24 protein-coding genes, 2 tRNA genes, 1 rRNA gene and 1 other RNA gene are annotated in these 25,028 nt (G+C 17.5%); 11 read left to right on the top strand and 17 right to left on the bottom strand.

What is annotated here, in order from left to right; all coding sequences use genetic code 11:
* The first annotated feature begins 84 nt into the window (after positions 1–84).
* A 5S ribosomal RNA gene (rrf, locus tag RJT80_RS01735) occupies positions 85–200 on the top strand.
* Positions 201–444: 244 nt separating this feature from the next.
* Entirely contained in the window at positions 445–654 is a 210-nt protein-coding gene (cspE, locus tag RJT80_RS01730) for a transcription antiterminator/RNA stability regulator CspE (RefSeq protein ID WP_343183465.1), read from the top strand.
* A gap of 105 nt (positions 655–759) precedes the next feature.
* Here cspE and RJT80_RS01725 read toward each other — a convergent pair whose 3' ends face one another.
* A complete protein-coding gene (locus tag RJT80_RS01725) occupies positions 760–1,023 on the bottom strand; it encodes a DUF493 family protein (protein WP_343187697.1) in 264 nt (87 codons plus the stop codon).
* Positions 1,024–1,096: 73 nt separating this feature from the next.
* Here RJT80_RS01725 and cysS point away from each other — a divergent pair, with 73 nt between their 5' ends.
* A complete protein-coding gene (gene cysS, locus RJT80_RS01720; RefSeq protein WP_343187696.1) occupies positions 1,097–2,443 on the top strand; it encodes a cysteine--tRNA ligase in 1,347 nt (448 codons plus the stop codon).
* Here cysS and folD read toward each other — a convergent pair.
* Entirely contained in the window at positions 2,438–3,304 is an 867-nt protein-coding gene (gene folD / locus RJT80_RS01715; RefSeq protein ID WP_343187695.1) for a bifunctional methylenetetrahydrofolate dehydrogenase/methenyltetrahydrofolate cyclohydrolase FolD, read from the bottom strand. The two genes, cysS and folD, sit on opposite strands and share 6 nt — an antisense overlap.
* Positions 3,305–3,436: 132 nt before the next feature.
* Here folD and RJT80_RS01710 point away from each other — a divergent pair.
* Positions 3,437–3,510 (top strand) — tRNA-Arg (locus tag RJT80_RS01710).
* 20 nt (positions 3,511–3,530) lie between these two features.
* On the opposite strand, the gene RJT80_RS01705 is transcribed toward RJT80_RS01710, so the two are convergent.
* From RJT80_RS01705 to dnaX, 3 genes are all read right to left on the bottom strand, one after another.
* Positions 3,531–4,172, bottom strand: coding sequence for an adenylate kinase family protein (locus tag RJT80_RS01705; protein ID WP_343187694.1), 642 nt, complete (start codon positions 4,170–4,172; stop codon positions 3,531–3,533).
* 91 nt (positions 4,173–4,263) lie between these two features.
* On the bottom strand, positions 4,264–4,596 hold the full coding sequence (locus RJT80_RS01700; RefSeq protein ID WP_343187693.1) for a YbaB/EbfC family nucleoid-associated protein: 333 nt from the start codon (positions 4,594–4,596) through the stop codon (positions 4,264–4,266).
* Between the two features lie 83 nt (positions 4,597–4,679).
* Positions 4,680–5,768 carry a DNA polymerase III subunit gamma/tau gene (gene dnaX, locus RJT80_RS01695; protein ID WP_343187692.1) on the bottom strand — a complete coding sequence of 363 codons (1,089 nt, stop codon included), beginning with the start codon at positions 5,766–5,768 and terminating at the stop codon, positions 4,680–4,682.
* A 171-nt stretch (positions 5,769–5,939) separates the two neighbouring features.
* On the opposite strand from dnaX, the gene ffs reads away from it, so the two are divergent.
* Positions 5,940–6,030, top strand: an RNA gene (ffs, locus tag RJT80_RS01690) — signal recognition particle sRNA small type.
* A 31-nt stretch (positions 6,031–6,061) separates the two neighbouring features.
* On the opposite strand, the gene RJT80_RS01685 is transcribed toward ffs, so the two are convergent.
* The 8 genes from RJT80_RS01685 to RJT80_RS01650 all read right to left on the bottom strand — a co-directional run bounded on the left by RJT80_RS01685 (position 6,062) and on the right by RJT80_RS01650 (position 17,356).
* Positions 6,062–7,801, bottom strand: a complete 1,740-nt coding sequence (locus RJT80_RS01685) for a SmdB family multidrug efflux ABC transporter permease/ATP-binding protein (protein ID WP_343187691.1) — start codon at positions 7,799–7,801, stop codon at positions 6,062–6,064.
* A gap of 35 nt (positions 7,802–7,836) precedes the next feature.
* Positions 7,837–9,567: an ABC transporter transmembrane domain-containing protein gene (locus RJT80_RS01680; protein WP_343187690.1), complete on the bottom strand. Its 1,731-nt coding sequence runs from the start codon at positions 9,565–9,567 to the stop codon at positions 7,837–7,839.
* 96 nt (positions 9,568–9,663) lie between these two features.
* The gene (locus tag RJT80_RS01675; protein ID WP_343187689.1) at positions 9,664–11,121 is read right to left on the bottom strand and encodes a SurA N-terminal domain-containing protein; all 1,458 of its coding nucleotides are present in this window, start codon (positions 11,119–11,121) and stop codon (positions 9,664–9,666) included.
* Between the two features lie 72 nt (positions 11,122–11,193).
* Positions 11,194–13,527 carry an endopeptidase La gene (lon, locus tag RJT80_RS01670; RefSeq protein WP_343187688.1) on the bottom strand — a complete coding sequence of 778 codons (2,334 nt, stop codon included), beginning with the start codon at positions 13,525–13,527 and terminating at the stop codon, positions 11,194–11,196.
* Between the two features lie 174 nt (positions 13,528–13,701).
* Positions 13,702–14,952: an ATP-dependent protease ATP-binding subunit ClpX gene (clpX, locus tag RJT80_RS01665; RefSeq protein ID WP_343187687.1), complete on the bottom strand. Its 1,251-nt coding sequence runs from the start codon at positions 14,950–14,952 to the stop codon at positions 13,702–13,704.
* Positions 14,953–15,000: 48 nt separating this feature from the next.
* Entirely contained in the window at positions 15,001–15,636 is a 636-nt protein-coding gene (clpP, locus tag RJT80_RS01660) for an ATP-dependent Clp endopeptidase proteolytic subunit ClpP (RefSeq protein ID WP_343187686.1), read from the bottom strand.
* A 47-nt stretch (positions 15,637–15,683) separates the two neighbouring features.
* On the bottom strand, positions 15,684–16,988 hold the full coding sequence (locus RJT80_RS01655; RefSeq protein ID WP_343187685.1) for a trigger factor: 1,305 nt from the start codon (positions 16,986–16,988) through the stop codon (positions 15,684–15,686).
* Between the two features lie 71 nt (positions 16,989–17,059).
* Positions 17,060–17,356, bottom strand: coding sequence for a BolA family protein (locus RJT80_RS01650; RefSeq protein ID WP_343187684.1), 297 nt, complete (start codon positions 17,354–17,356; stop codon positions 17,060–17,062).
* Between the two features lie 252 nt (positions 17,357–17,608).
* On the opposite strand from RJT80_RS01650, the gene cyoA reads away from it, so the two are divergent.
* The 5 genes from cyoA to cyoE all read left to right on the top strand — a co-directional run bounded on the left by cyoA (position 17,609) and on the right by cyoE (position 22,350).
* Entirely contained in the window at positions 17,609–18,436 is an 828-nt protein-coding gene (gene cyoA, locus RJT80_RS01645) for a ubiquinol oxidase subunit II (RefSeq protein WP_343187683.1), read from the top strand.
* Positions 18,437–18,533: 97 nt separating this feature from the next.
* On the top strand, positions 18,534–20,519 hold the full coding sequence (gene cyoB / locus RJT80_RS01640) for a cytochrome o ubiquinol oxidase subunit I (RefSeq protein WP_343187682.1): 1,986 nt from the start codon (positions 18,534–18,536) through the stop codon (positions 20,517–20,519).
* A gap of 10 nt (positions 20,520–20,529) precedes the next feature.
* A complete protein-coding gene (locus RJT80_RS01635) occupies positions 20,530–21,153 on the top strand; it encodes a cytochrome c oxidase subunit 3 (protein ID WP_343187681.1) in 624 nt (207 codons plus the stop codon).
* Positions 21,150–21,479: a cytochrome o ubiquinol oxidase subunit IV gene (locus tag RJT80_RS01630; RefSeq protein WP_343187680.1), complete on the top strand. Its 330-nt coding sequence runs from the start codon at positions 21,150–21,152 to the stop codon at positions 21,477–21,479. Before RJT80_RS01635 ends, RJT80_RS01630 begins: the two co-directional genes overlap by 4 nt.
* Positions 21,463–22,350 carry a heme o synthase gene (gene cyoE / locus RJT80_RS01625; RefSeq protein ID WP_343187679.1) on the top strand — a complete coding sequence of 296 codons (888 nt, stop codon included), beginning with the start codon at positions 21,463–21,465 and terminating at the stop codon, positions 22,348–22,350. Before RJT80_RS01630 ends, cyoE begins: the two co-directional genes overlap by 17 nt.
* 4 nt (positions 22,351–22,354) lie before the next feature.
* Here cyoE and RJT80_RS01620 read toward each other — a convergent pair whose 3' ends face one another.
* The 4 genes from RJT80_RS01620 to ribH all read right to left on the bottom strand — a co-directional run bounded on the left by RJT80_RS01620 (position 22,355) and on the right by ribH (position 24,791).
* Positions 22,355–22,651, bottom strand: a complete 297-nt coding sequence (locus RJT80_RS01620; protein WP_343187678.1) for a TusE/DsrC/DsvC family sulfur relay protein — start codon at positions 22,649–22,651, stop codon at positions 22,355–22,357.
* Between the two features lie 91 nt (positions 22,652–22,742).
* Complete coding sequence (nusB, locus tag RJT80_RS01615) at positions 22,743–23,162, bottom strand: transcription antitermination factor NusB (protein ID WP_343187677.1); 420 nt, start codon at positions 23,160–23,162, stop codon at positions 22,743–22,745.
* A gap of 22 nt (positions 23,163–23,184) precedes the next feature.
* Positions 23,185–24,303, bottom strand: coding sequence for a bifunctional diaminohydroxyphosphoribosylaminopyrimidine deaminase/5-amino-6-(5-phosphoribosylamino)uracil reductase RibD (gene ribD / locus RJT80_RS01610; RefSeq protein WP_343187676.1), 1,119 nt, complete (start codon positions 24,301–24,303; stop codon positions 23,185–23,187).
* Between the two features lie 23 nt (positions 24,304–24,326).
* The gene (gene ribH / locus RJT80_RS01605) at positions 24,327–24,791 is read right to left on the bottom strand and encodes a 6,7-dimethyl-8-ribityllumazine synthase (RefSeq protein WP_343187675.1); all 465 of its coding nucleotides are present in this window, start codon (positions 24,789–24,791) and stop codon (positions 24,327–24,329) included.
* A gap of 147 nt (positions 24,792–24,938) precedes the next feature.
* On the opposite strand from ribH, the gene RJT80_RS01600 reads away from it, so the two are divergent.
* Positions 24,939–25,012: transfer RNA gene (locus RJT80_RS01600), tRNA-Met, on the top strand.
* The last annotated feature ends 16 nt before the right edge of the window (positions 25,013–25,028 follow it).

Raw genomic sequence — 25,028 nt, 5'->3', positions numbered from 1 at the left:
TGTTACCGAAATTAAAAAATAAAAAATGTATATTTTAATATATAAAATTATATATTAAAGTATATAGAGCAAAAATTTTTATAGCCTGGTTAAAATAGTGTAATGGTACCACCTGAATCCATTTCGAACTCAGAAGTGAAACATTATAACGCCGATGGTAGTTCGGGGTCTCCCCGTGTGAGAGTAGGAAATTTCCAGGCTTATTTTTTAAAAAATATAAAAATATTATTTTAAAAAATATAAAACAAATGAAAAAAATAAATTTTTATTTTTAACAAAGTAATTTAAAAATAAAAACTTATTTTTTAATAAATTAAGTTAAAAATTTTTTATTATTTATTTTAATTATTTATATAAAAATATATTAAAATTTTTAAATTTATATAAATTAATAAATATTAAATTTCAGAATTATGTAATATTTTCATGTAAAGGTAATAAAAGATGTCTAAGATTAAAGGTAATGTTAAATGGTTTAATGAAGCAAAAGGTTTTGGATTTATCACTCCTGAAGATGGTAGTAAAGATGTTTTTGTTCATTTTTCAGCTATTCAAAGTGATGGATTTAAAACTTTAGCAGAAGGACAAAGTGTAGAATTTGAGATTGTAGAAGGAGCAAAAGGTCCATCTGCAGCTAACGTTACCAGTTTATAATTTTTTTAATAATACAAAATGTATTATAATTTTTTAAAATTTTTAAAATTTTAAAAAACTGTTCAGTACTTTAAAATTATTTGTACTGGACAGAATGTTTTTTTTTTAAAAAACTATTTTTACAAATTTTAATTTTCCAATTTTTTTATAAATATATTTTATATCTTTAAATTTTTTAAAATAAATTGTTATAGAATAAGAAAAATATTTTTTATTTTTACTAAAATTTATATTTTTTTTTTTAATTTTTAATAATTTTTTTTTAATTATTTTTAAAATTTTTTTTTTCATATTTTTTTTATTTAAACAAATAATTTTAAAAGTAAAATTAATTGGAAATTTTAAAAGTTTTTTTAATTTTTTATACATATTTTTTCTTTTTTTTATATATTTAATATTTATATTATATAAATTATAAAATTTATTTTATAGAGAAATATTAATGTTAAAAATATTTAATACTTTAACTCGAAAAAAAGAAATATTCAAATCTATTAAAAAAAAAAAAGTTTCTATGTATGTTTGTGGAGTTACTGTATATGATTTTTGTCATATTGGTCATGCACGAACTTTTTTATTTTTTGATATAGTTTATCGTTATTTAAATAATATTGGATATTATGTTAAATATATTAGAAATATTACAGATATAGATGATAAAATTATTGAAAAATCTAAATTAAAACAATTAAGTATAAAAAAATTTACAGAAATAATAATTAATAAAATGAATTTAGATTTTTATTCATTAAATTTAAAAAAACCAACTTTAGAACCACGTGCAACAGATCATATTTTAGATATAATACAAATTATTGATTTTTTATTAAAAAATAATTTTGCTTATATTTTAAATAACGGTGATATTTTTTTTTCTATTAAAAATTATAAAAGATATGGAGAATTATATAAAAAAAATAATAATAAAAAATTTTTTTTTAAACAAGAAAATGATTTTGTTCTTTGGAAAAAAAGTAAAAAAGAAGAAAATTTTTGGGATTCACCTTGGGGAAACGGAAGACCTGGTTGGCATATTGAATGTTCAGCAATTAATCAAAAGTATTTTAAAAATACTATAGATATACACGGAGGAGGAAATGATTTAATTTTTCCTCATCATGAAAATGAACGAGCTCAATCAGAATGTTTTAAAAATATAAATTTTGTAAATTATTGGTTACATACAGGGATGATTATCTTTAAAAATGAAAAAATGTCTAAATCTATTGGTAACACTTTTTTAATTAAAGATTTAATTATGTATTTTCATTCAGATTCTATTCGTTATTATTTTCTTTCAACAAATTATAGACATCCAATTTATTATAATATAAAAAATTTAAAAAATTCAGAAAAAATAGTAAAAAAATTTTATTTTTGTTTAAATATTTTTAAAAAAATAAATACAAATGTTTGTTTAAAAAATTCTTCTTATTTTTATTTATTTAAAAAATCAATGAATAACAATTTTAATACACCTGTTGCTCTTTCGATTTTATTAAAATTATCAAAAAAAATAATTTTTTATTATGAAAAAAAAAATTTTAAAAAATCTAAATATTTATCTGAAACGTTATTATATTTAGGTCGAATTTTAGGTTTTTTTTCTAAAAAATTTAATTCTTTTAAATTCAATAAAAAAAATGAAACAAAATTAAATGAAAAAATAAAAAAAATAATTAATAAAAGAAATAAAGCTAGAAAATTAAAATTGTGGAATAAATCTGATTTATTAAGAAATGAATTATTAAAATTAGGAGTTAATATAAAAGATAAAAAAATATTATAAAATTTTTTTATCATAATATTTTTTACATGCATATAAAGTATTTTGTAATAAACTCGTTACAGTCATAGGTCCTACTCCTCCAGGTACAGGAGTAATATATGAAGCTTTTTTATAGTTTGAATTGAAATCAACATCACCTACTATTTTTCCATTTTTTAATCTATTAATTCCAACATCAATAATAATTGCTCCTTTTTTTATAAATTTTCCATTTAAAAAATTTGGTTTTCCAATGGCAATAATTATTAAATCTGCGTTTTTTACATATTGATATAAATTTTTTGTAAATCTATGCGCAACAGTTGTTGTGCAACCTGCAAGTAATAATTCTAACATCATTGGTCTTCCAACGATATTTGATGCACCAATAATTAATGCGTTTAATCCTTTTATTTTTATTTTTTTTTTTTTTAATAATTGTAGTATTCCAAATGGAGTACATGATCTTAAATTTGGTTGTCTTTGACATAATAAACCTATATTAAATGGATGAAATCCATCTACATCTTTTTTATATGAAATTTTTTTTATAATTTTTAATGTATTTATTTTTTTTGGCAAAGGTAATTGAATTAAAATTCCATGTATTAATTTATTTTTATTTAATTTTTTTATTAAATTTATTATTTTTTTTTCAGATATTTTTTTAGAAAATTTAAATATTTTAGAAAAAAAACCAACTTTATTGCATGCGATTTTTTTATTTTTTACATAAATTTTTGATGAATTATTATTTCCAACTAATATTACTGCCAATCCTGGAATTAATAATCCTTTTTTTTTTCTTTTACAAATTTCATTTTTTATTTTTTTTTGAATTTTTTTAGAAATTTTAAACCCATTAATTATTTTTGCTACCATTTTTTTTCCATTTTTTTAAATAATTAATTTTTTAAAAAATATTAAAAACTTATAACTAGTATTTTTAAAAAAAATAATTTATAATATATATTTTAAAATAAAAATTATATAATTATTAGAATAATTTTTTAAGCGCTTTTAGCTCAGTTGGATAGAGCAACGGCCTTCTAAGCCGTGGGTCACAGGTTCGAATCCTGTAAAGCGCAAAAAATTTTAAAAAAAAATACTATTTTGTTAATATTTTTTTTATAGAATTTGTAATTTTTTTTAATTTTTTATTTCCATCAATTTTAAAATATTTAATATTTATTTGTTTATTTTTATAATATTTAAATATTTTTTTTTTAACAGAATCGTATTGATTTAATCTTTTTTCAATAGTATGTTGATTATCATCTTGTCTTTTAACTAATTTTTCTCCAGTAATGTTATCTATATTTTTTATTAATGGAGGATTATAAATTTTATGATAAATTCTTCCAGATGGAATATGAATTTGTCTTCCTAATGCTCTTTTTAATATATTTTTTTTTAATACTGATATTTCTATTATATAATCAATGTTAATTTTTTTTTCATTCATTAATTTTGCTTGATTAAGAGTTCTAGGTAATCCATCTAAAATATAACCATTTAAACAATCTTTTTTTTTTAATCTATTTTTTACTAAAGATATAATTATTTTATCTGAAATTAATTCTCCTGATTTTAATTTATCATTTAGTTTTTTATTTTTTATTGAATTTTTTAATATTTTTGATCTTATTAAATCACCTATTGAAATATTAGGTATATTGTATTTTTTTGAAATTAATTGAGCTTGTGTTCCTTTTCCAGAGCATGGATATCCAATTAAAATAATTTTCATTTTTTTCCTATAAGAAGATTTATTTTATTAAAAATATTATTTTAAATATATATAATAATTTAATTTTTTTAATTTTTTTAATTATATTTTATTAAATAGGAAAATTTAAATCATTTGGAATAGGCATTCCATTTGAAAATTTTGACATTCTTTTTTTATGTTCTTCTTTTATTTTTCTATTTGCTTCATTAAATGCAGCAATTATTAAATCTTCAATAATATCTTTATCATTGTCTTTTAATAAATTTGAATCAATTTCAACTTTTTTACAAATATTATTTCCATTTAATGTAATTTTAACCAATCCAGCTCCTGATTCTCCTGTAACTTTTATAGATTTTATTTTTTTTTGTATATTTTTCATATTTTCTTGCATTTTTTGAGCTTGTTGCATTAAATTCCCAAAATTTTTTTTATTAAACATTTTTTTCTCTTTAAAATTATTAATTTTTTTATTTTAATTTATTATAAAATAATAAATTAAAAATTATTTTTTTATAAAAAATTTTATTTTTTTTTTAGTGTTTTAAGTAATGTTAATTCCATTCCTAACTTTTTAGATGGAGAAAAATTTATTTCTTTTCTTCCATTAATTATAATTGAATAATTTTTTTTAATTTCTTTATAATTATATTTTTTTGACATTTTTTTTAAAATTTTTTGTTGTTTTTTATTATATATTTTTGATTTCCATTTTATTGAATATATTTTTAAAATATATAAATAATGTAATAATCTTAATAATTCTATTAAAATTTGATCAGGTTCAACATCTAAAGATAAAATTTTTTCTTTAAATTTCATTATTTTTTTTGCATTTTGTTCAAAAATTGCTTGAAGTAAATTTAAAAAATTTTCATATTTAAATATTCCTAACATTTTTTTAACGTTAGAATTTTTTATTTTTCCATTACCTATAGAAATAGCTTGTTCTGTTATACTTAATGCATCTCTCATGCTACCATCTGCAGCATTTGAAATTAAATCTAAAGTATTTTTTTCATAAAAAATTTTTTCATTTTTTAAAATATTTTTTATATTTAATTTAATATTTTTTATAGAAATAGTTGTTAAATTAAATCTAATACATCTAGAAATAATTGTTTTTGGAAGTTTTTCAATATTTGTAGTAGCAAAAATAAATTTTACATGTTTAGGTGGTTCTTCTAAAGTTTTTAAAAGTGCATTAAAACTATATCTAGATAACATGTGTATCTCATCAATTAAATAAATTTTAAATCTTTCTTTAATAGGAGGATATTTTGAATTTTCTAAAAGTTCTTTTATATCTTCAACTTTAGTTTTTGATGCAGCGTCGATTTCAATTAAATCTGGGCTAAAATTTTTATCAATTTCTTTACATGAGATACATTGTTTACATGGAGTATGTGTAATTTTTTTTTTGCAATTTAGACATTTTGCTAAAATTCTTGCTATTGTTGTTTTTCCAATTCCTCGTGTTCCGTATAAAATCCATGCTTGATGAATTCTATTTAATTTTAAACTATTAGAAATTGCTTGGATAGTATATTTTTGACCAATTACTTCATTAAAATCTTTTGGTCTCCATTTTCTTGCAAATACTTTATATTTCATTTTATTTATAAAATTTTATTTATATTTTTATATGCTATCATAATTATAAATAATTTTCATTAGTCATAATTATTTTTAGAAAAGTATTTTTTATTAAACAATAAAAAATTGTATTTTTATAAAAAATAATGTATATTATAATTTTATAAAAATATTATTTTTTAAGTGTTTTATTAGTATATATGATGTTGAATTTGAATACTTAGTCAGGTCTGGAAAGAAGCAGCTAATTCAAAGAATACATGCATATTTTTTATTAATAAAACACTTAAAAAAACTATTTTTTTAAAATATTATTTAAATTCTTGAGATTTATACATTTTATAATATTTGTTTTTAATTTTCATTAATTCTTTATGAGTTCCTTGTTCAACAATTTTACCTTTATTCAAAACAATAATCTTATTTGCATTTTTTATTGTATTTAATCTATGAGCAATCATTATTAAAGTAGTTTTATTTTTAATTTTTAATAATGATTTTTGTATTAATTTTTCTGTATATATATCTATATTTGCTGTAGCTTCATCTAAAATTAATATTTTTGGTTTTTTTATTAATGCTCGTGCTATAGAAATCAATTGTTTTTGACCAACAGAAAGATTATTTCCTTTTTCACTTAATTTAGTAAAAATTCCTTTTTTTAATGAAGAAATTAATTTATTTAAATTGACTAATTTAATAATTTTGTTTATTCTTTCTGTAGAAATTTTTTGACCAAGAGTAATATTTTTTAAAATTGTATCAGGTAATATAATAGGAGATTGTTGTATTAATGAAACAGAATTTCTTAAAGAATTATGGCTAATTTTTTCAATTTTTTTATTATCTAAATAAATTGAACCAGAACTAGATTGATAATACCCCATTAATAAATTAGCTAATGTGCTTTTTCCACTTCCTGTTTTTCCAATAAATGCAATAAAATATTTTTCTGGAATTTTAATATTTATATTTGATAAAGCATTAATAGAATTTTTATCATATTTAAAACTCATGTTTTTTATAAATATTTTTCCAGTTTTAAATTTTTTATTAATTAATCCATATTCTTGTTTTTTTTTATCCATTAATTCAAAAATTCTTTCTCCTGATACTAATGCTTTTTGCAATAATGGTTGTTGACTTGCCATAGAAATTAATGGTTCATTTAATCTTGATAAATAACTTATAAAAGCATATAAAATTCCTACTTTAAATGAATCAATATTAGATATAATACAAAAAAACATAATTGAACAAAGTATTGATGAAGATAAAAAATTTAATAATGGTCTTAATAAAAATCCTTCTAATTTTAATGCTTTCATTTTATATTTATAATGCATATAACTTGTATTAATAATTTTTTTTTTAAATTTTTTTTCTTGACAAAATTGTTGAATAATTTCAATTCCATTTACGATTTCATTAAATTCATGATATATTTTTGATAAAAAATGTCTTATTTTTTTTAATATTGGAATACTATAGTATTGATAAGCAAGAATAATTAAAATCACTATTGGAATTAAAGTCATTGAAATTAATGCCATTTTCCAAGATAAAATAAACATAGCAATTAATACAATACATACTAAAACTGAACTATTAATAATTGAACCTAAAATTGTATCATATAATTCTCGAATAGATTCAGTATCATTAGTAATTTTAGAAATAATATGACCTATTGGTTGACTATCATATATTTTAATAGGTAATCTTAAAGTAGATTTCATTATATCATATCTTAAATTTTGAATAATTTTTATAGATATTTTACTAAAAATAATATTTTGAGAATAATATAAAATTACAGAAGAAATTTGTAATATAATAAATCCAATAGTATTTGATAAAACAATAGTTTTTGAAAATTCATGTTTTTCTAATATATTTTTAATAAAATTACTAATTAATATTGGTCCTAAAACTTCTGACAAAGCTGCAGATAAAAGTAAAAAAATTCCAAAATATAGTAATTTTTTAAAAGGTTTTCCATATTTTAAAAGTCGTTTAAGAGTAGGCCAATATTTCATAAAATTATTCATTTTAAATTTCCTTTTATTTAAAAATTTTTTATTGTTTAATATTGATTTTTTCTATAGGATAATGAATTACTATACCAATTTTTTGTTTTTAAAAGCGAAATATGGTTTCCTCTGTTAATAATTTTCCCTTTTTTCATTACTAAAATTTTGTTTGATTTTTTAAGTACAGATAGTTTATGTGAACTAATGATTATAGTTGTATTTTTATTTTTCCATTTAAAAATATTTTTAAGAATTTTTTTCGTTGTTTTCCCATCTATTGCAGATAATGCATCATCTAAAATTAATATTTTAGGTTTTGAAATTAATGCACGAACGATAGCTAATCTTTGTTTTTGACCACCTGATAATAAAACTCCATCTTCTCCTATAAATGTATTATATTTATTTTTTAATTTTTCAATTTCATTTTTTAATTTTATCATTTTTAAATATTTTTTTACTTTACTAAAATTTATTTTATTATTTCCAAAAGTAATATTATTTAAAATTGTATCAGTAAATAAAAATGTTTCTTGATTAACAACTGAAATTTTTTTTCTCCATTCTTTTAATTTCAATTTTTTTAAAGATATTTTATCATATAAAATATCTCCTAAATCTATATCAAAATTTCTTTGAATTAATTTAATTAAAGTACTTTTACCAGAACCAGTTGGTCCACAAATACCTATAATTTGTCCTTGTTTTATAGAAAAAAATATATTTTTTAAAACAGTTTTTTTTTTTTTTTCATATAAAAATTTTTTAATTTTTATTTTTATTTTTTTAAAATTTTTTGAAACTTTTATGTTTCCATTTTTTAATTTTACTGGATATGTTATTATATTTTGTATTCTATTCCATGCAGAACTACCTCTTTCTACAATGTTAAACATCCATGCTAATGCTAGCATAGGCCAAATCATTAATCCTAAATACATAATAAAACTTGTTAGTTGACCTAATGTTATTTTATCATTCCATACTAACCAACTACCACTTGAAATAGCTAAAAGATTTGAAAAAGCAATAGAAAGATAAATAACTGGATCAAACTTTGCATCTACTTTTGCTACTTTAATATTTTTTTTACTAGATTTGTTTATTAATTTTAAAAATTCCTTTAATTTTAATTTTTCTAATCCAAATGCTCTAATCATTCTTATACTAGTTAAAATTTCTTGTGTTTTATTATTTAATTTAGAAAAAGAAATTTGATATTTAAAAAAGTTTTTATGTAATTTGGCTCCGTATTTTTTAATAAAAATTGTCATAATTGGCATTGGTATTAATGCAAAAAAAGTTAATTTAAAACTAATTTGAGTACACATAACTATTAATACAGAAATACCCATTACTAATGAATCAACTAAAGTAAGTACTCCTTCTCCTGCAGCAAATATTATTCTTTCAATATCATTACTAACTCGTGTAATTAAATCTCCTGTTCTATTTTTTATATAAAAATCATTATTTTGTTTAATAATAGATTTATAAAATAATTTTCTTAATTTTATTGCTAATTTATAAGACGCTCCAAAAAGTAATATTCTCCAAACATATCTTAATATATATACAGTTAAAGCAATAGCTATCATGATATAAATTAATTGAATAGATGAGTGAACATTTACTTTTTTTTTAACTATTGAATCTACTAATTTTCCTACAATTTTTGGAGGAATTGTTTGCATACATGCAATAATTATTAATATTATTATAGATCCAAGATATCTTTTCCATTCTTGAAGAAAATACCAATTTAATTGTTTAAATAATCTCAAAATATCGCCTTAATTTTAATATTTATTTTAAATATTATTAATAAATTTAATTAGAGTATTTAAATTTTTTAAAAATTTAATAATATATATTTATATTTATTTTTTAAAAATAATATATTTTTTATTATATTTTATTTTTGATTTTGAGTATAAACTTTTTAATATTAAATGAATTAATAATTTTTTATTTAATAAATTTAATTTCATATATAATTTATTTTTTGTTTTTTTATTTATTTTTGTATATATTTTTTTATATATTTTTATTATTATCCATGTATTTTTGTAATCAGTCATTTTAACATAAACTGGATTTTTTTTATTAAATTTTTTTTTTATTGTTTTTACAAATTTTGAAATATTATTTTTATCTTTTTTTGTATTATATATATTTTTAAATTCTAATTTTTCTTTATTAAAACTTTTAAATGAATTTTGTTGAAGTTCTTTTTCTATTGTATTAATTTTGTTTAAAGCTTTTTTTTTTGCTTTTTTTTTTTTTAAAATGTATTTAATTATATTTTTAATTTCTTTTAATGGTTTTATTTTTTTATTTTGAATACCAATTATTTTAATATAAAAATTATTTTTTTTATTTGAAATATTATAATTTATATAATTTTTATTTAAGTAAATTTTATAATATTTTTGATTTGTTAAAAATTTTTTTATTTCTTTGTTATTAATTTCTTGAGGAATAGAATCTATTGAAAACCATTGAGTTTCTTTTCTTTTAATATTTGTTATTTTTTCAATTAAATTAAAAAAATTTTTTTTATTTATAGATAACGAATTTATTTTGTTATTTATTTCAATATTTTTTTTATTATCATTCATAAATGAAGAAAGATTTATAAATTGTAATTTAAATTTTGTTGGAAAACAAAAAAATTTTTTATTTTTTTTATAAAAATTAAAAATTTCTTTTTTTGAAATTTTTTGTTTATAAATTAATTTTTTAAAATCTATTTCTGCAGTTTTATAAAATATTGTTTTATATTTATCTTTATAATTTGATATTTTTTCATTTTTTAATAAAAATTCTGAATTTATAATATCATTTAAAAAATAATTTTTTATTAATTTATTTTCTATTATTTTAAGATATTGATTTTCATTTAAAGAATTTTTATTTAAGAATTGATTATATTTGTTTTTATTAAATTTATTATTTTTTTGAAATTCTATAGAATTTATAATAAAGTTTTTTATATTCTTTTTTTTATTTTTAATATTAATTTTATTTAAATAGTCTTCAATTAAAATATTATTTATTAAATTAAATATAATATTTTTTATAAATTTTTTTGTTTCTTTTTTATTTTCTATTAATTTAATATATTTTTTTGGATTAGTTAATTTGATTTCAGATAATTTTGTTAAAAAACTATCTTTAAGTGTATTTTCATTAATTATTTTATTATTTACTTTTATTATCCATGAATTATTATTACTAAAATAATTATTCATACTAGTAATAAAAATTGAGGTTATTAAAATAATTAGAATGATTTGTAAAATTATTTTTTTAAATAATGATATAGAGTTATTCATTTTTAAAGACCTTTTTAAATAATTTGTTATAAAAATTATTATTTTTTATATTTTTGTGTTTAAAAAAAATTGTTATTTATAAGGGTCATTTTCTAATGATAATTTTAATACTTCTTTAATGTTTTGTACTAAATATATTTTTATTTTAGAAAGTATTTTTTTTGATATTTTTTTTAGATCTTTTTTATTTTCTTTTGGGATAATTATATTTTTTATTTTTTCTTGATAAGCTGCAAGAATTTTTTCTCTAAGTCCTCCAATAGCAATTACATTTCCGTTTAATGTTATTTCACCAGTCATAGCAAAAGTATGTTTAACTGGATTTTTTGTAATAGATGATGTGATAGATGTACATATAGAAATTCCAGCGCTTGGTCCATCTTTTGGAGTAGCCCCTTCAGGAATATGAACATGAATATCATTTTTTTCATAAAAATTTGTAGATATTTTTAATTTTTTTGCTTGTGTTCGAATAACAGTAATAGCAGTTTGAATTGATTCTTTCATAACTTTTCCTAAATATCCTGTAAATGATAATTTTCCTTTTCCTTTAATACATGCTGATTGTATTTTTAGTAATTCTCCTCCAAAATTTGTCCAAGCTAAACCTATTACTTGACCAATTTCATTTTTTTTATTAATTTTTGTTGAAATATTTTTTTTTATTCCTAAATATTTTTCTAAATTTTTTGTATTAATTTTAATTTTTTTTATTTTTTTGTTTAAAAGTATTTTTTTAACTATTTTTCTACATATTTTAGATATTTTTTTTTCTAAATTTCTAACTCCAGATTCTTTTGTATATTGACGAATTATTTTAATAACTGCTTTTTTTGTAATTGAAATTTCATTGTTTTTTAAAGCATTTTCTTTTATTTGTTTTGGTTTTAAATAAGAATTATAAATTTTTATTTTTTCTTCTTCTGTGTATCCAGGTAATTTAATAATTTCCATTCTATCTAACAATGGTGTTGGAATATTTAAAGAATTAGCTGTAGCAATAAACATTACTTCTGAAAGATCATAATTAACTTCTAAATAATGATCATTAAAAGAATAATTTTGTTCAGGATCTAAAACTTCTAATAAAGCAGAAGATGCATCTGATTGATTTTCATAAGACATTTTATCAATTTCATCTAATAAAAATAATGGATTTTTTACTCCTATATTAGAAATATTTTGCATAATTTTCCCAGGCATAGATCCAATATATGTTCTTCTATGTCCTCGAATTTCTGATTCATCTTTAATTCCACCTAATGACATTCTAATATATTTTCTTCCAGTAGCTTTTGCTATTGATTTACCAAGTGATGTTTTACCAACTCCTGGAGGCCCAACTAAACATAAAATTGGTCCTTTAATTTTATTCATTCTATTTTGAACAGCTAAATATTCTAATATTCTATTTTTTACATTTTCTAATCCATAATGATTTTTATTTAATATTAATAATGCAGTGGATAGTTTTTTTTGAATTTTAGTTTTATTTTTCCAAGGAACTTTAATCATCCATTCTATATAACTTCTAACTACTGTTGTTTCTGATGACATATATGGCATTAATCTAAATCTTTTTAATTCATTAATTATTTCAATTTCTATTTTCTTTGGCATTTTTGAATTTAATATTTTTTTTTTTAAAATAGAATATTCATTTAAATCTTTTTTATTTTTTCCTAGTTCTTTTTGTATTGCTTTAAGTTGTTCAGTGAGATAATATTCTTTTTGATTTTTCTCCATTTGTTGTTTAATTCTAATTCTAATTTTTTGTTCAATTGTAAATAATTTAATTTCAGATTCTAACATTATCATTAAAAATTCTAATCTTTTTTCTATATTTATTTCTTCTAATATTTTTTGTTTGTTAATTAATTTTAAAGGTATATAATTAGCGATTGTATCAATTAATTTATTTATATTATTAATTTTATCTAATGAATTTATAATATCTAATGAAATTTTATCATTAAATTTTGAATATTTTTTAAATTGATTGATAATAGTTCTTTTCCAAATTTTATTTTCTTTTTTTTTTAATTTTTTTGAATGTATTATTTTTATTTTTCCAATAAAATTATTTTTTTTGTTTCCTAAATCAATTATTTTTGCTCTTTTTTTTCCTTCTATTAATATTTTTACAGTTCCATCCGGAAGTTTTAATAATTGAATAATTGATGATAATGTTCCAATTTTATATAAATCTTTTATTTTTGGTTCTTCTATAGAGTATTTTTTTTGAGTAATTAACATTATTTTTTTATTTTTTTTAATAGAAATGTTAATTAATTTCATAGATTGTTTTCTTCCTACAAATAATGGAATAACCATATAAGGATATATAACAGTATCTCTTAATGGCAAAATTGGTATTTTTATATATTTAGATTTTTTTTCTTTCATATAATTTTTCTCTTAATTTATATATTTAAAAATTTTTTATTAATTATAATTTTAAATTTTATAAAAATATAAAAAAAATAAAAAAATAAAATATAATTTTTTTATTTAAAAAAAATAATTGAATATTATTTATATTAGTTTTAGAATTTATTATAAAAAATTTATTGATTATTTTTAAAACGTTTTTTTTAATAAAATTTGTGGAGAAGTATTATTAATAATTGTTGATTCATTAACAATAACTTTATCTATATTTGAAATCGATGGTATATTATACATTGTTTCAAGTAAAATTTTTTCTAATATTGTTCTTAATCCTCTTGCTCCTGATTTTTTTGATATAGATTTTTCTGCTATTTTTTGAATAGATTTTTTACAAAATATTAATTTTACTCCATCCATTTTAAATAGTTCTTTATATTGTTTAATTAAAGCATTTTTAGGTTTACATAATATTTTTATTAATTCATTTTTATTTAATTTATTTAATGTTGTTATAATTGGTAATCTTCCGATAAATTCTGGAATTAATCCAAATGTAATTAAATCTTCAGTATTTAAATTTTTAAATTCCTTATTTTTATTTCTTTTTTTTTGTTTTATTTTTTTTAAAAATCCTATTTTTGATGTTTTATTTATTCTATTAGAAATTATTTTTTTTAAACCAGAAAATGTTCCTCCACATATGAATAAAATTTTAGATGTGTCAATTTGAACAAATTCTTGTTGTGGGTGTTTTCTCCCTCCTTGTGGAGGAATAGATGCTATTGTTCCTTCGATCATTTTTAATAATGATTGTTGAACTCCTTCTCCAGAAACATCTCTTGTAATGGATGGATTATTTGATTTTCTTGATATTTTATCTATTTCATCTATATAAATTATTCCAGTTTCTGTTTTTTCGATATTATAATCACATTGTTGAAGTAACTTTTGTATAATATTTTCTACATCTTCTCCAACGTATCCAGCTTCTGTTAAAGTTGTAGCATCAGAGATAGAAAATGGAACATTTAATGATTTAGCTAAAGTTTCTGCAAGCAATGTTTTTCCGCTTCCGGTTGGCCCGATTAATAAAATATTACTTTTTCCAATTTCTACAGAATTTTTTTTTAAATTATTATTTTTGTATAATCTTTTATAATGATTGTATACAGCTACAGATAAAATTTTTTTTGCTTTATTTTGACCTATAACATAATTATCTAGATTTTTTTTTATTTCATGAGGTTTTGGTAAATCATTATATTTTTTAAAAAAAAATGATTTTTTTTTTTCTTCATTTAAAATATTATTACATAAATAAATACATTGATCACAAATATATGCTGAAGAACCTACAATTATTTTTTTAACTTCATTTTGATTTTTTTTACAAAAAGAACAGTATAATTTATTATTATTTTGTTTTTTTTGATTTGTCATGTATAACCTCTTAATAATACATTAAATTAAATATTTTTTAAATATTATTTATAATTGAAATTTATTATTTTTATTATTTAAAATAGAATCAATTAATCCATATGAAAGAGCTTCTTTAGCTGAAAGAAAATAATCTCTTTCTGTATCTTTTTCAATTTTTTTTATATTTTTTTTTGTATGGTAAGATAATATTTGATTTATTTTTTTTTTAATTTTATATATTTCTAAAGCATGTATTTGAATATCTGATGCTTGTCCTTTGTACCCACCTAAAGGTTGGTGTATCATAATTCTTGAATTTGGTAAACTAAATCTTTTTCCTTTTTTTCCAGAAGATAAAATAACTGCTGCCATAGAAGATGCTTGACCTATACATATAGTATTTACATCTGGTTTAATAAAATTTATAGTATCATATATTGATAATCCTGAAGACACGATTCCTCCAGGAGAATTAATATATAAAAATATATCTTTTTTTTTATTTTCAGATTCTAAAAATAATAATTGAGCAATAATAAGATTTGAGATATTATCATTTATTTCTCCTGTTAGAAAAATAATTCTTTCTCTTAATAAACGAGAATAAATATCAAAAGATCTTTCTCCAGAATATGTTTTTTCTATTACCATTGGAATTAAATTTTGATTTTTTAAAGAATTATATATATTTTTTTTTTTCATATTATTATCCTTTATTAATTATAAAACAAATTTAAAAAATTTTTATTTTATAATATAATATTTTTTATTTTTTTTAATGCTTTTATAAAATTACATTGTTTTTCTTTTATTAAAATATGATTAAATATAAAATAGAATGCTTTTTCTATTAATAAAATTTTTTTAATATGACTTAAGATTTTTCTTTTTTTTATATGATTTTCTTTTTTTTTATTTTTTTTAAATTGATTTTTTGTTTGTTTATATATTTTTTTTATTAATTTTTTACTAATGTAAAATGATTCTTTTTTAATTATTTTTTGGATTAGGTTATTAATAATTATTTTTTTTAATGCTTCTTTTTTTATATTTTTATTATATGATTTATCAAATATATTTTTATTATTTTTATATTTTAAATATATATATTTTTTTATATTTTTTATAAAATTTAATATTTTTTGTTTAGAAAAACTTTTTTTATTAATTTTTATCCATTTTTTTATAAATTCATTTTTTAAATATTTTTCTTCCATTTTTTTTGCTTCATTTATTAAATTAATATATATATTTTTTTTTAATTCTTGTATATTTTTTTCTTTTATTCCTAATTTTTTTAATTTATTAAAATTAATTTTTTTTTCTTTTTTTTCTTTAATTTTAATAATTTTTATTAAAAAAATATTTTTTTTTTCGATTATTTTTTTTTCTGGATGATATTTAGAAAATTTAATTTTGACTTTTATTTTATCGTTTATTTTTTTTCCAATTATTTTTTTATGAATTTTTTTTAATAAAAAATTTTTTTTAATAAAAATTATAAAATTATTTTTTTTTAAAATAATTTTTTTATTTTTAGATATTAATTTAAATTTAATTTTTACTTTATCATTTTCTTTAATTGGTTTTTTTGTATTTACCCATTTAGAAAGATTTTTTTTAAAATTTAAAAAAATTGTATCGATATCTTGATTTGTAATTTTGATATTTAATTTATTTATTTTTATTAATTTTAATTTATTTAATAATTTATTTTTTGTAATATTAAATTTTATTGTATAATTATAATCTTTTCCTTTTTTATATTTTTCTAAAAAATATTTTAAATTTGAATATTTTTTAATTTTTTTTTTTTTTAAAATTTTTAAAAAAGATGTATGAATTAATTTATTTAAAACATCTTTAATAATATTATCTTTAAAATTTTTTTCAATTAATTTTATTGGAGCTTTTCCTTTTCTAAACCCATCAATAATATATGTTTTTTTTAAAAAAATTAATTTTTTATTTATTTTTTTTTCTATTTTTTCTGATTTTATTTTTTTATTAATTATGATTTCTTTATTATTTTTTTTTAATTTAATAGAATTCATATTACCTCTATTGTTTTAATAAAATATATTTTTATAATTTTATTAATATTTTAAAATATTTTTAATTTGAATTAATTAATACATTTTGTAGAAATAAAAGTTTTGTTATTTTTATTTTTCCATTCTTTTTTTGTATATATAAACATTTCTATTCCATATATTTTTTTTTTAAATTTTGAAAATAAAATTTTATAAATTATTTGATGTCGTTTTAAAATATTTATTTTTTTAAAATAATTACTTACAATAATAATTTTAAAATGAGAATTATTATTTTGAAATTTTTTATGAATATAACTTGTATTATATATTTTTATATATTTTATTTTTATTTTTTTTTTTATTGTTTTTTTAATTAAATTGATCATTTTTTTTGATAGAAATTGATATAAAAATTTTTTATGTTAAAAAATTGATTATACTATAATAAATATTTAAAAAATTTTTTAATAAAAATTTTATAGGTTTATAAATTTTTTTATAATTATCATACTATAATATATTTTAATATTTTTTTTATTTAAATATTTATACTATTAAATATTTTAATATACAAATTTTTTATTAAAAAAATATTTTATAAATTAAAAAGATTTATATATATTTTTTTGAGGTTTATTATGAATTTTTCTTCATTTAAAAAATTTTTTTTAATGTTTTTTTTAACATTATTTTTAAGTGGTTGTCATGAAGGTATATTTTATCCTTCGGGTGTTATTGCATATGAACAAAAAAAATTAATTATTATTGCTTTTTTATTAATGTTATTAATTGTTCTTCCAGTAATTTTTATGACTATATTTTTTTCTTTTAAATATAATCATTTATCTAAAAATAAAAATTATGATCCTAATTGGGATCATTCATATAAAATAGAAGGTTTTTCTTGGGGAATTCCAATATTTATTATATTTATTTTATCAATATTATCATGGAATAAAACTCATGATCTTGATCCTAGAAAAACTTTAAAAACAAATGTGACTCCTATAAAAATTGAAGCAATATCTTTAAATTGGAAATGGTTATTTATTTATCCTAATCAGAAAATTATTACAATAAATGAATTAGTTTTTCCAACTAATACTCCAATAGAATTTTATATTACTTCTAATTCTGTTATGAATTCTTTTTTTATACCATCTTTAGGAAGTCAAATATATGCTATGCCTGGAATGACTTCAAAACTGAATTTAATTTCAAATTTTCCAGGTGTTTATAAAGGGATTTCTTCAAATTATAGTGGATCTGGTTTTTCAAATATGAAATTTAAAGCAATTTCTACTATTAATGTTAAATTTTTTGATTCTTGGGTTTGTAAAGTAAAAAAAATAGGAAAAAAAATATTTAATTTTAATGATTTTAAAGAAATTTATAATGATGAATATAAAAAATTTTTTACTTATAATGATTTAAGATTAATTGAAAAATTTCTTAAAATAAATTAATTAAATATATATTTTTTATATTTTTTTTTTTATTTAATTTTTTTTTACAATACTTAAGTATTTTATTTAAATTATAAAAAAATTAGGAAAAAACTTTATGTTTGGAAAATTATCATGGAAAGATATACCTTTTCATGAACCTATTATTGTTATTACATATATTTGTATTTTTTTTGTATCTATTTTTATTGCATGTTGTATAACATATTTTGGAAAATGGAAATATTTATGGAAAGAATGGTTTACTACATTAGATCATAAAAAAATTGCAGTTATGTATATAATTTTAGCTTTTATAATGCTTTTTAGAGGATTTGTAGATGCTATTATGATGAGAATGCAACAATATCTTGCATCTTTAAAAAATCCATCTGGTTTTTTACCTCCTCATCATTATGATCAAATTTTTACTGCGCATGGTGTAATTATGATTTTTTTTGTTGCTATGCCTTTAATTATTGGTTTAATGAATTTAGTTATTCCATTACAAATTGGAGCAAGAGATTTAGCGTTTCCATTTTTAAATAATTTAAGTTTTTGGATTACTGTTAGTGCTGTTATTTTAATTAATTTATCATTAGGAATTGGAGAATTTGCTAAAACAGGATGGTTAGCATATCCTCCTTTATCTGAAATGGAATTTAGTCCAGGAGTTGGTGTAGATTATTGGATATGGTGTTTACAAATTGCTGGTATTGGAACTACTTTAACTGCTATCAATTTTTTAGTAACTATTTTAAAAATGAGAGCACCTGGAATGACATTATTTAAAATGCCTGTATTTACATGGACTGTTTTATGTTCTAATTTATTAATTATTGCTTCTTTTCCAGTTTTAACTATTACTTTATTATTATTAACATTAGATAGATATTTAGGATTTCATTTTTTCACTAATGATATGGGTGGAAATATGATGATGTACATTAATTTAATTTGGATTTGGGGTCATCCTGAAGTTTATATTTTGGTTTTACCTGCGTTTGGTATTTTCTCAGAAGTTGTTTCAACTTTTTCTAAAAAATCTTTATTTGGATATACTTCATTAGTATGGGCTACATTATCTATTACTGTTTTATCCTTTATAGTGTGGTTGCATCATTTTTTTACTATGGGAGCAGGAGCAAATGTAAATGCATTTTTTGGAATTACAACAATGATTATTGCTGTTCCAACTGGTGTAAAGATTTTTAATTGGTTATTTACTATGTATAGAGGAAAAATTTATTTTCATTCATGTATGTTATGGACTATTGGTTTTTTAATAACTTTTTCTATTGGAGGAATGGCTGGAGTTCTTTTATCTTTACCACCTGCAGATTTTGTTTTACATAATAGTTTATTTTTAGTTGCTCATTTTCATAATGTTATTATTGGTGGAGTTGTTTTTGGTTGTTTTTCTGGAATTACATATTGGTTTCCTAAATTTTTTGGTTTTACTTTAAATGAAAAATGGGGAAAAATTTCTTTTTTCTTTTGGATTTTTGGTTTTTTATTTGCTTTTATTCCATTGTATTTTCTTGGATTTATGGGAATGACTCGAAGATTAAGTCAAAATATTGATTATAGTTTTCATTATTTATTATCTATTGCATGTTTTGGTGTATTATTAATTTTTTTAGGTATGATATCTCAAGTAATACAATTTATTATATCTATTAAAGAAAAAAATAATAATTTAGATAAAACAGGAGACCCTTGGGATGGTCGAACTTTAGAATGGTCTATTTCTTCTCCAGCTCCTATTTATAATTTTTTTAAAATTCCTTATGTTAATAGTAGAGATTCATTTTGGAAGAATAAAATTAAAAATAAAAATTTAAAAAAATCAAAGATTAAACAAAAATTATATAAAAATATTTATTTACCTAAAAATAGTTTTTATGGAATTTTAATTAGTATTTGTTTATTATTTTTTGGATTTTCTGCTATTTGGCATATTTGGTGGTTATTTTATTTTTCTTTATTTAGTATTATTAGTATTTTTATTTATAAAAGTTTTTTAAAAGAAAAAAAATATTGTATAAAAAAAGAAGAAATAAAAAAAATAGAAGATATTAATTATAATAATTCAATTAAATAGAGTTTAAAATATGTTTTATAATTTTTTAAATAAGTTTCTTAAAAAAAAAACAGATAATTTTTCTAAAAATTTAAATATAAATAAAAAAAAAATTTTTGGTTTTTGGATTTATATTATGAGTGACTGTATCATGTTTGCTACAGTTTTTGCTGTTTATTTTGTTATGGTTCATAATATTTCTAATGGTCCATCAGGAAAAGAATTTTTTAATTTAAATCTTGTTGCATTAGAAACTTTTATATTATTATTAAGTTCATTATTTTTTAGTATAGTTGTAAATTTTTTAAAAAAAAATAATATTAATATGGTTTGTTTATTTTTATTTTTTGTTTTTTTATTAGGTTTTTTGTTTATTTTTATAGAGGGATTTGAATTTTTTCATTTATTTAAAAAAAATTATTTCCCTACCAGAAGTGGTTTTCTTTCATCTTTTTATACTTTATTATTTTTACACGGATTTCATGTAATATTTGGTTTAATTTGGATAATTTTAATGATTTTTCAAATTAAAATTATTGGAATGAATAAAATAATTAATACTAGAATATTATGTTTAAGTATTTTTTGGCATTTTCTTGATATTATATGGATTTTTGTATTTACTTTTGTTTATTTATTTGGAGTAATACAATGATTTTTAAAAATAAATTAATTAATTTTTTTAAAACATCTTTATGTTTTTATATAATAGTATTTTTATTTTCATTAATTTTATCTTTTTTTCCTTTTTTTATAGTTATTAATCATATTTTTTGTGAAAAATTTTTATATTTTTTTGTTATTTTATGTTGTTTTATCCAAGTTGTTACACATATTTTATTTTTTTTACATTTAAATGATTTTAATAAAAATGATTGGAATATTTTTTCAATAATTTTTACTATGACAATAATTTTAATTATTTTTTCTGGTTCGGTTTGGATTATGAGGAATTTGCATCATAATGTTATACTTATTTAAATTTTTTGTAAAAAAATTAAATTGTTATATTGAATTAATTAAACCAAGAATTGTTTTTTCAAATTTATTGTCTGCATTGGCTGGTTATTTTTTTGGATTAAAAAATAATAATATAAATATAATAATTTTTATTTTTATGATTATTGGTTTATTTTGTATTATTTCTTGTGGATGTGTATTAAATAATATTTTTGATAAAAAAAATGATAAAAAAATGAAAAGAACTATGAATAGAATTTTAGTAAAAAATAAATTTTTTTTAAAAAAATCAATTATTTTTTCTATTTTTCTATTTTTTATTGGATCATTTTTTTTATATTTTTTTGTAAATAAATTAGTTTATTTTATATCTTTAATTGGATTATTTATTTATGTTGTTTTATATACTATTATATTAAAAAAAAAATATACATGTTCAACTCTTATTGGTGCTTTTTCTGGTTCTTGCCCAATATTAGTAGGATATTTTTCTGTTAAAAATTATAATATATTTTATAGTTTTTTTCTTTTTTTAATATTTTTTTTTTGGCAAATACCTCATTCTTATTCTATTTCATTATTATATTTAAAAGATTATAGAAAAGCTAATATAAAAGTTTTTCCAATTGTAAATAATTTTCAAACTACATTATTTCATATGTATATTTATGTTAATTTATTAATTTTTTTTACATTTATTTTAGGAATTATAAGTTATTTAAATAATTTTCATTTAATAATTTTTTTATTATTAGGTTTTTTTTGGTTATTTTTAATTTCTAAAGGGAATAATATTTTTTTAGATTATTCCAATTGGTTATTAAATGTTTTTAAATTTTCTATATTTTATATATTTTTTTTTAATATTTCTATTTGTTTAAATTATAAATAAATTTTTAAATACATCTATTAGATTTTGGTATTCCAGATATTTTATTAATTTGATTTGATGGATTATTTTTAAATAATTTTATTAAATCAAAACTATTTATTTTATTTTTTTTTTTTTTATTTATTGCTGTTAGTAATATTCTAATATTAGGATTTATATGAAATTTAAAATAAAAATTTCTAACAAAATTTATTATTTTCCAGTGATTTTTATTTAATACAATTCCTTCTTGTTTAGCTATTCTAACAGCATTTTTTTTATTCCATAATAAGTTTTTATTTATATTTTTTTTATGAGACATAATTTATTTTATATTTAAAGTTTTTAATATATTTATTTAAAAAAATAATTTTTAAAATAATATAATAATACTATTGTATATTTATGAATTTTTATTTAAAATTTTTTGTACGTATTTTATATGCCGCTTTATCTAATATTCCATTAATAAATTTATGACTATTTTTTGATCCAAAAATTTTTGAAATTTCAATTCCTTCATCAATTATAACTTTATATGGAATATCTATTTTTTTTATTAGTTCATAAAAAGACATTCTTAATATAGATTTTTCTATTTCTCTTATTCTATTTAAGTTTTTTAAAATATATGGTTGAATTAATAAATCTATTTTTTTTTTGTTTTTTACAACACCTATAAAAATTTCATTAAAATACTTTATATCCATATTTTTTTTATTTTTTTTATAAAAATATTTTTTTATATCTAAAATTTTATTATTAGATAATTGCCAAGAATAAAGAGCTTGAACTATACATTTTCTAGCTTTTTTTCTAAAATATATATTCATTAATTTTCTCATTTAACTATATTTATTTTGTATTTTTTTTAAAATTTATAGTTAATTTTAAATCTGATCCAATTTTTAAAATTTTTTTAAAATAAACTTTTTTAGATTGTGATATTTTTTTAATATTATTTAAAATAAATGCTGGTTTAGAATTATTTCCTAAAATTATTGGAGAATAATATATAATTAATTCGTCAATTAATTTTAGTGAAATTAAAGAACTTGATAATAATGATCCAGATTCTATTAAAATATTTTTAATTTTTAATTTTCCTAAAAAATTAAATAAATATAATAAATTTATTTTTTTTTTATATTTCGGAACAATTATTTGTTGAACATGTTTTGGCCATTTTATATTATCTTTTTTTAATCTTATTAATAATATTTTACTTTTTATATTTATTATTTTAAAATTTTTATTTATTCTATTTTTACTATCAATAATAATTCGAATTGGTTGAATAAAATTTTTTATTGGAAAATTTTTTTTATTTTTTTTATTCATATCTGATATTCTAACGTTTAATAATGGATTATCTTGAATAATAGTATTACTAGTTGTTAAAATAGCTGAACTTTGAGCTCTTAATAATTGAACATTTTGTCTTGATTTTTTTGATGTAATCCATTTACTACATCCAAATTTATCTGCAATTTTTCCATCAATTGACATAGCAATTTTTAATTTTATCCATGGAATTCCTTTTTTCATCCATTTAAAAAAATCTCTATTAATAAATTCTGCTTCTTTTTTCATTAATCCTAAATGAATTATAATTCCATTTTTTTTTAATAAATTTATGCTTTTTCCAGATACTTTTGGATTAGGATCTTTTGTTGCAATAAAAATTTTTTTTATTCCTGATTTAATAATTTTTTTATAACATGGTTTTGTTTTTCCATAATGACAACATGGCTCTAATGTTACATACATTATTGCTCCATTTGCTAATTTTTTAGCTTGATTTAAAGCATTAATTTCTGCATGATTAGATCCAAATTTTTTATGCCATCCTGTTCCTACTATAATATTATTTTTAACTATAATACATCCAACAACTGGATTTATAGAAGTAGTAAAAATTCCTTTTTTAGCTAAAAATATTGCTTTTTTCATATAATTTTTATGATTTATCATATTTTTCTTATAAAAAACATTTTTTATATTTTTTTTAAAATATTTATCATTTCTAATGCTGCTATTGCCGCTTCTGATCCTTTATTATTCATTTTAATACCACATCGTTCAATAGCTTGATTTATATTTTTAGTCATTAAAACACCTAATGTAATTGGAATTTTATTTTTTAAACTTACTTGAGATAATCCATATGAAATAGATCTTTCTATAAATTTATGATGTCTAGTATTTCCTTTTATAATTGTTCCTAAAACAATAATTGCGTTATATTTTTTTTTTAATGCAAGAATTTCTGCTGTGATTGATGATTCATAAACTCCTGGTATTTTTATTACAGTAATATTTTTTTCATTTATTTTTCCCATATTTTTTAATGTTTCAATACATCCTTTTAATAAAGTATTATTGATTACTTCATTAAATTTAGTTGTTATAATAGAAATTTTTGAATTTTTAGAATTTAATTTAGATTTTATGAGTTTCATATTTTTTAAAATTTTTAAATTAATAAAATTAATGTTATTTTATCATATATTTTAAAAACTTTTTTAAAGATTTTTTTAAATTATAAAAATTAAAAAAAAAAGTTGTATATTTTTAATATAAATGTTATATATATATTTATAAAATATCGCGGGGTGGAGCAGTTTGGTAGCTCGTCGGGCTCATAACCCGAAGGTCGTTGGTTCAAATCCAACTCCCGCAATTAAAAAATTTTAAAA

The sequence above is a fragment of the Buchnera aphidicola (Periphyllus koelreuteriae) genome (assembly GCF_039360445.1).
In the GTDB taxonomy this organism is placed as follows: domain Bacteria; phylum Pseudomonadota; class Gammaproteobacteria; order Enterobacterales; family Enterobacteriaceae; genus Buchnera_J; species Buchnera_J aphidicola_BM.
The sequence above is the reverse complement of the archived record's forward strand: the minus strand, read 5'-3'. Positions and strand labels throughout refer to the sequence as shown.

Bases quoted from the DNA above. Each gene is read 5' to 3' on its own strand.
- cspE (WP_343183465.1), top strand. From the start codon at position 445: ATGTCTAAGATTAAAGGTAATGTTAAATGGTTTAATGAAGCAAAAGGT.
- RJT80_RS01725 (WP_343187697.1), bottom strand. From the start codon at position 1,023: ATGTATAAAAAATTAAAAAAACTTTTAAAATTTCCAATTAATTTTACT.
- cysS (WP_343187696.1), top strand. From the start codon at position 1,097: ATGTTAAAAATATTTAATACTTTAACTCGAAAAAAAGAAATATTCAAA.
- folD (WP_343187695.1), bottom strand. From the start codon at position 3,304: ATGGTAGCAAAAATAATTAATGGGTTTAAAATTTCTAAAAAAATTCAA.
- RJT80_RS01705 (WP_343187694.1), bottom strand. From the start codon at position 4,172: ATGAAAATTATTTTAATTGGATATCCATGCTCTGGAAAAGGAACACAA.
- RJT80_RS01700 (WP_343187693.1), bottom strand. From the start codon at position 4,596: ATGTTTAATAAAAAAAATTTTGGGAATTTAATGCAACAAGCTCAAAAA.
- dnaX (WP_343187692.1), bottom strand. From the start codon at position 5,768: ATGAAATATAAAGTATTTGCAAGAAAATGGAGACCAAAAGATTTTAAT.
- RJT80_RS01685 (WP_343187691.1), bottom strand. From the start codon at position 7,801: ATGAATAATTTTATGAAATATTGGCCTACTCTTAAACGACTTTTAAAA.
- RJT80_RS01675 (WP_343187689.1), bottom strand. From the start codon at position 11,121: ATGAATAACTCTATATCATTATTTAAAAAAATAATTTTACAAATCATT.
- lon (WP_343187688.1), bottom strand. From the start codon at position 13,527: ATGAAAGAAAAAAAATCTAAATATATAAAAATACCAATTTTGCCATTA.
- clpX (WP_343187687.1), bottom strand. From the start codon at position 14,952: ATGACAAATCAAAAAAAACAAAATAATAATAAATTATACTGTTCTTTT.
- clpP (WP_343187686.1), bottom strand. From the start codon at position 15,636: ATGAAAAAAAAAAATATATATAATTCTTTAAAAAATCAAAATTTAATT.
- RJT80_RS01655 (WP_343187685.1), bottom strand. From the start codon at position 16,988: ATGAATTCTATTAAATTAAAAAAAAATAATAAAGAAATCATAATTAAT.
- RJT80_RS01650 (WP_343187684.1), bottom strand. From the start codon at position 17,356: ATGATCAATTTAATTAAAAAAACAATAAAAAAAAAAATAAAAATAAAA.
- cyoA (WP_343187683.1), top strand. From the start codon at position 17,609: ATGAATTTTTCTTCATTTAAAAAATTTTTTTTAATGTTTTTTTTAACA.
- cyoB (WP_343187682.1), top strand. From the start codon at position 18,534: ATGTTTGGAAAATTATCATGGAAAGATATACCTTTTCATGAACCTATT.
- RJT80_RS01635 (WP_343187681.1), top strand. From the start codon at position 20,530: ATGTTTTATAATTTTTTAAATAAGTTTCTTAAAAAAAAAACAGATAAT.
- RJT80_RS01630 (WP_343187680.1), top strand. From the start codon at position 21,150: ATGATTTTTAAAAATAAATTAATTAATTTTTTTAAAACATCTTTATGT.
- cyoE (WP_343187679.1), top strand. From the start codon at position 21,463: ATGTTATACTTATTTAAATTTTTTGTAAAAAAATTAAATTGTTATATT.
- RJT80_RS01620 (WP_343187678.1), bottom strand. From the start codon at position 22,651: ATGTCTCATAAAAAAAATATAAATAAAAACTTATTATGGAATAAAAAA.
- nusB (WP_343187677.1), bottom strand. From the start codon at position 23,162: ATGAATATATATTTTAGAAAAAAAGCTAGAAAATGTATAGTTCAAGCT.
- ribD (WP_343187676.1), bottom strand. From the start codon at position 24,303: ATGATAAATCATAAAAATTATATGAAAAAAGCAATATTTTTAGCTAAA.
- ribH (WP_343187675.1), bottom strand. From the start codon at position 24,791: ATGAAACTCATAAAATCTAAATTAAATTCTAAAAATTCAAAAATTTCT.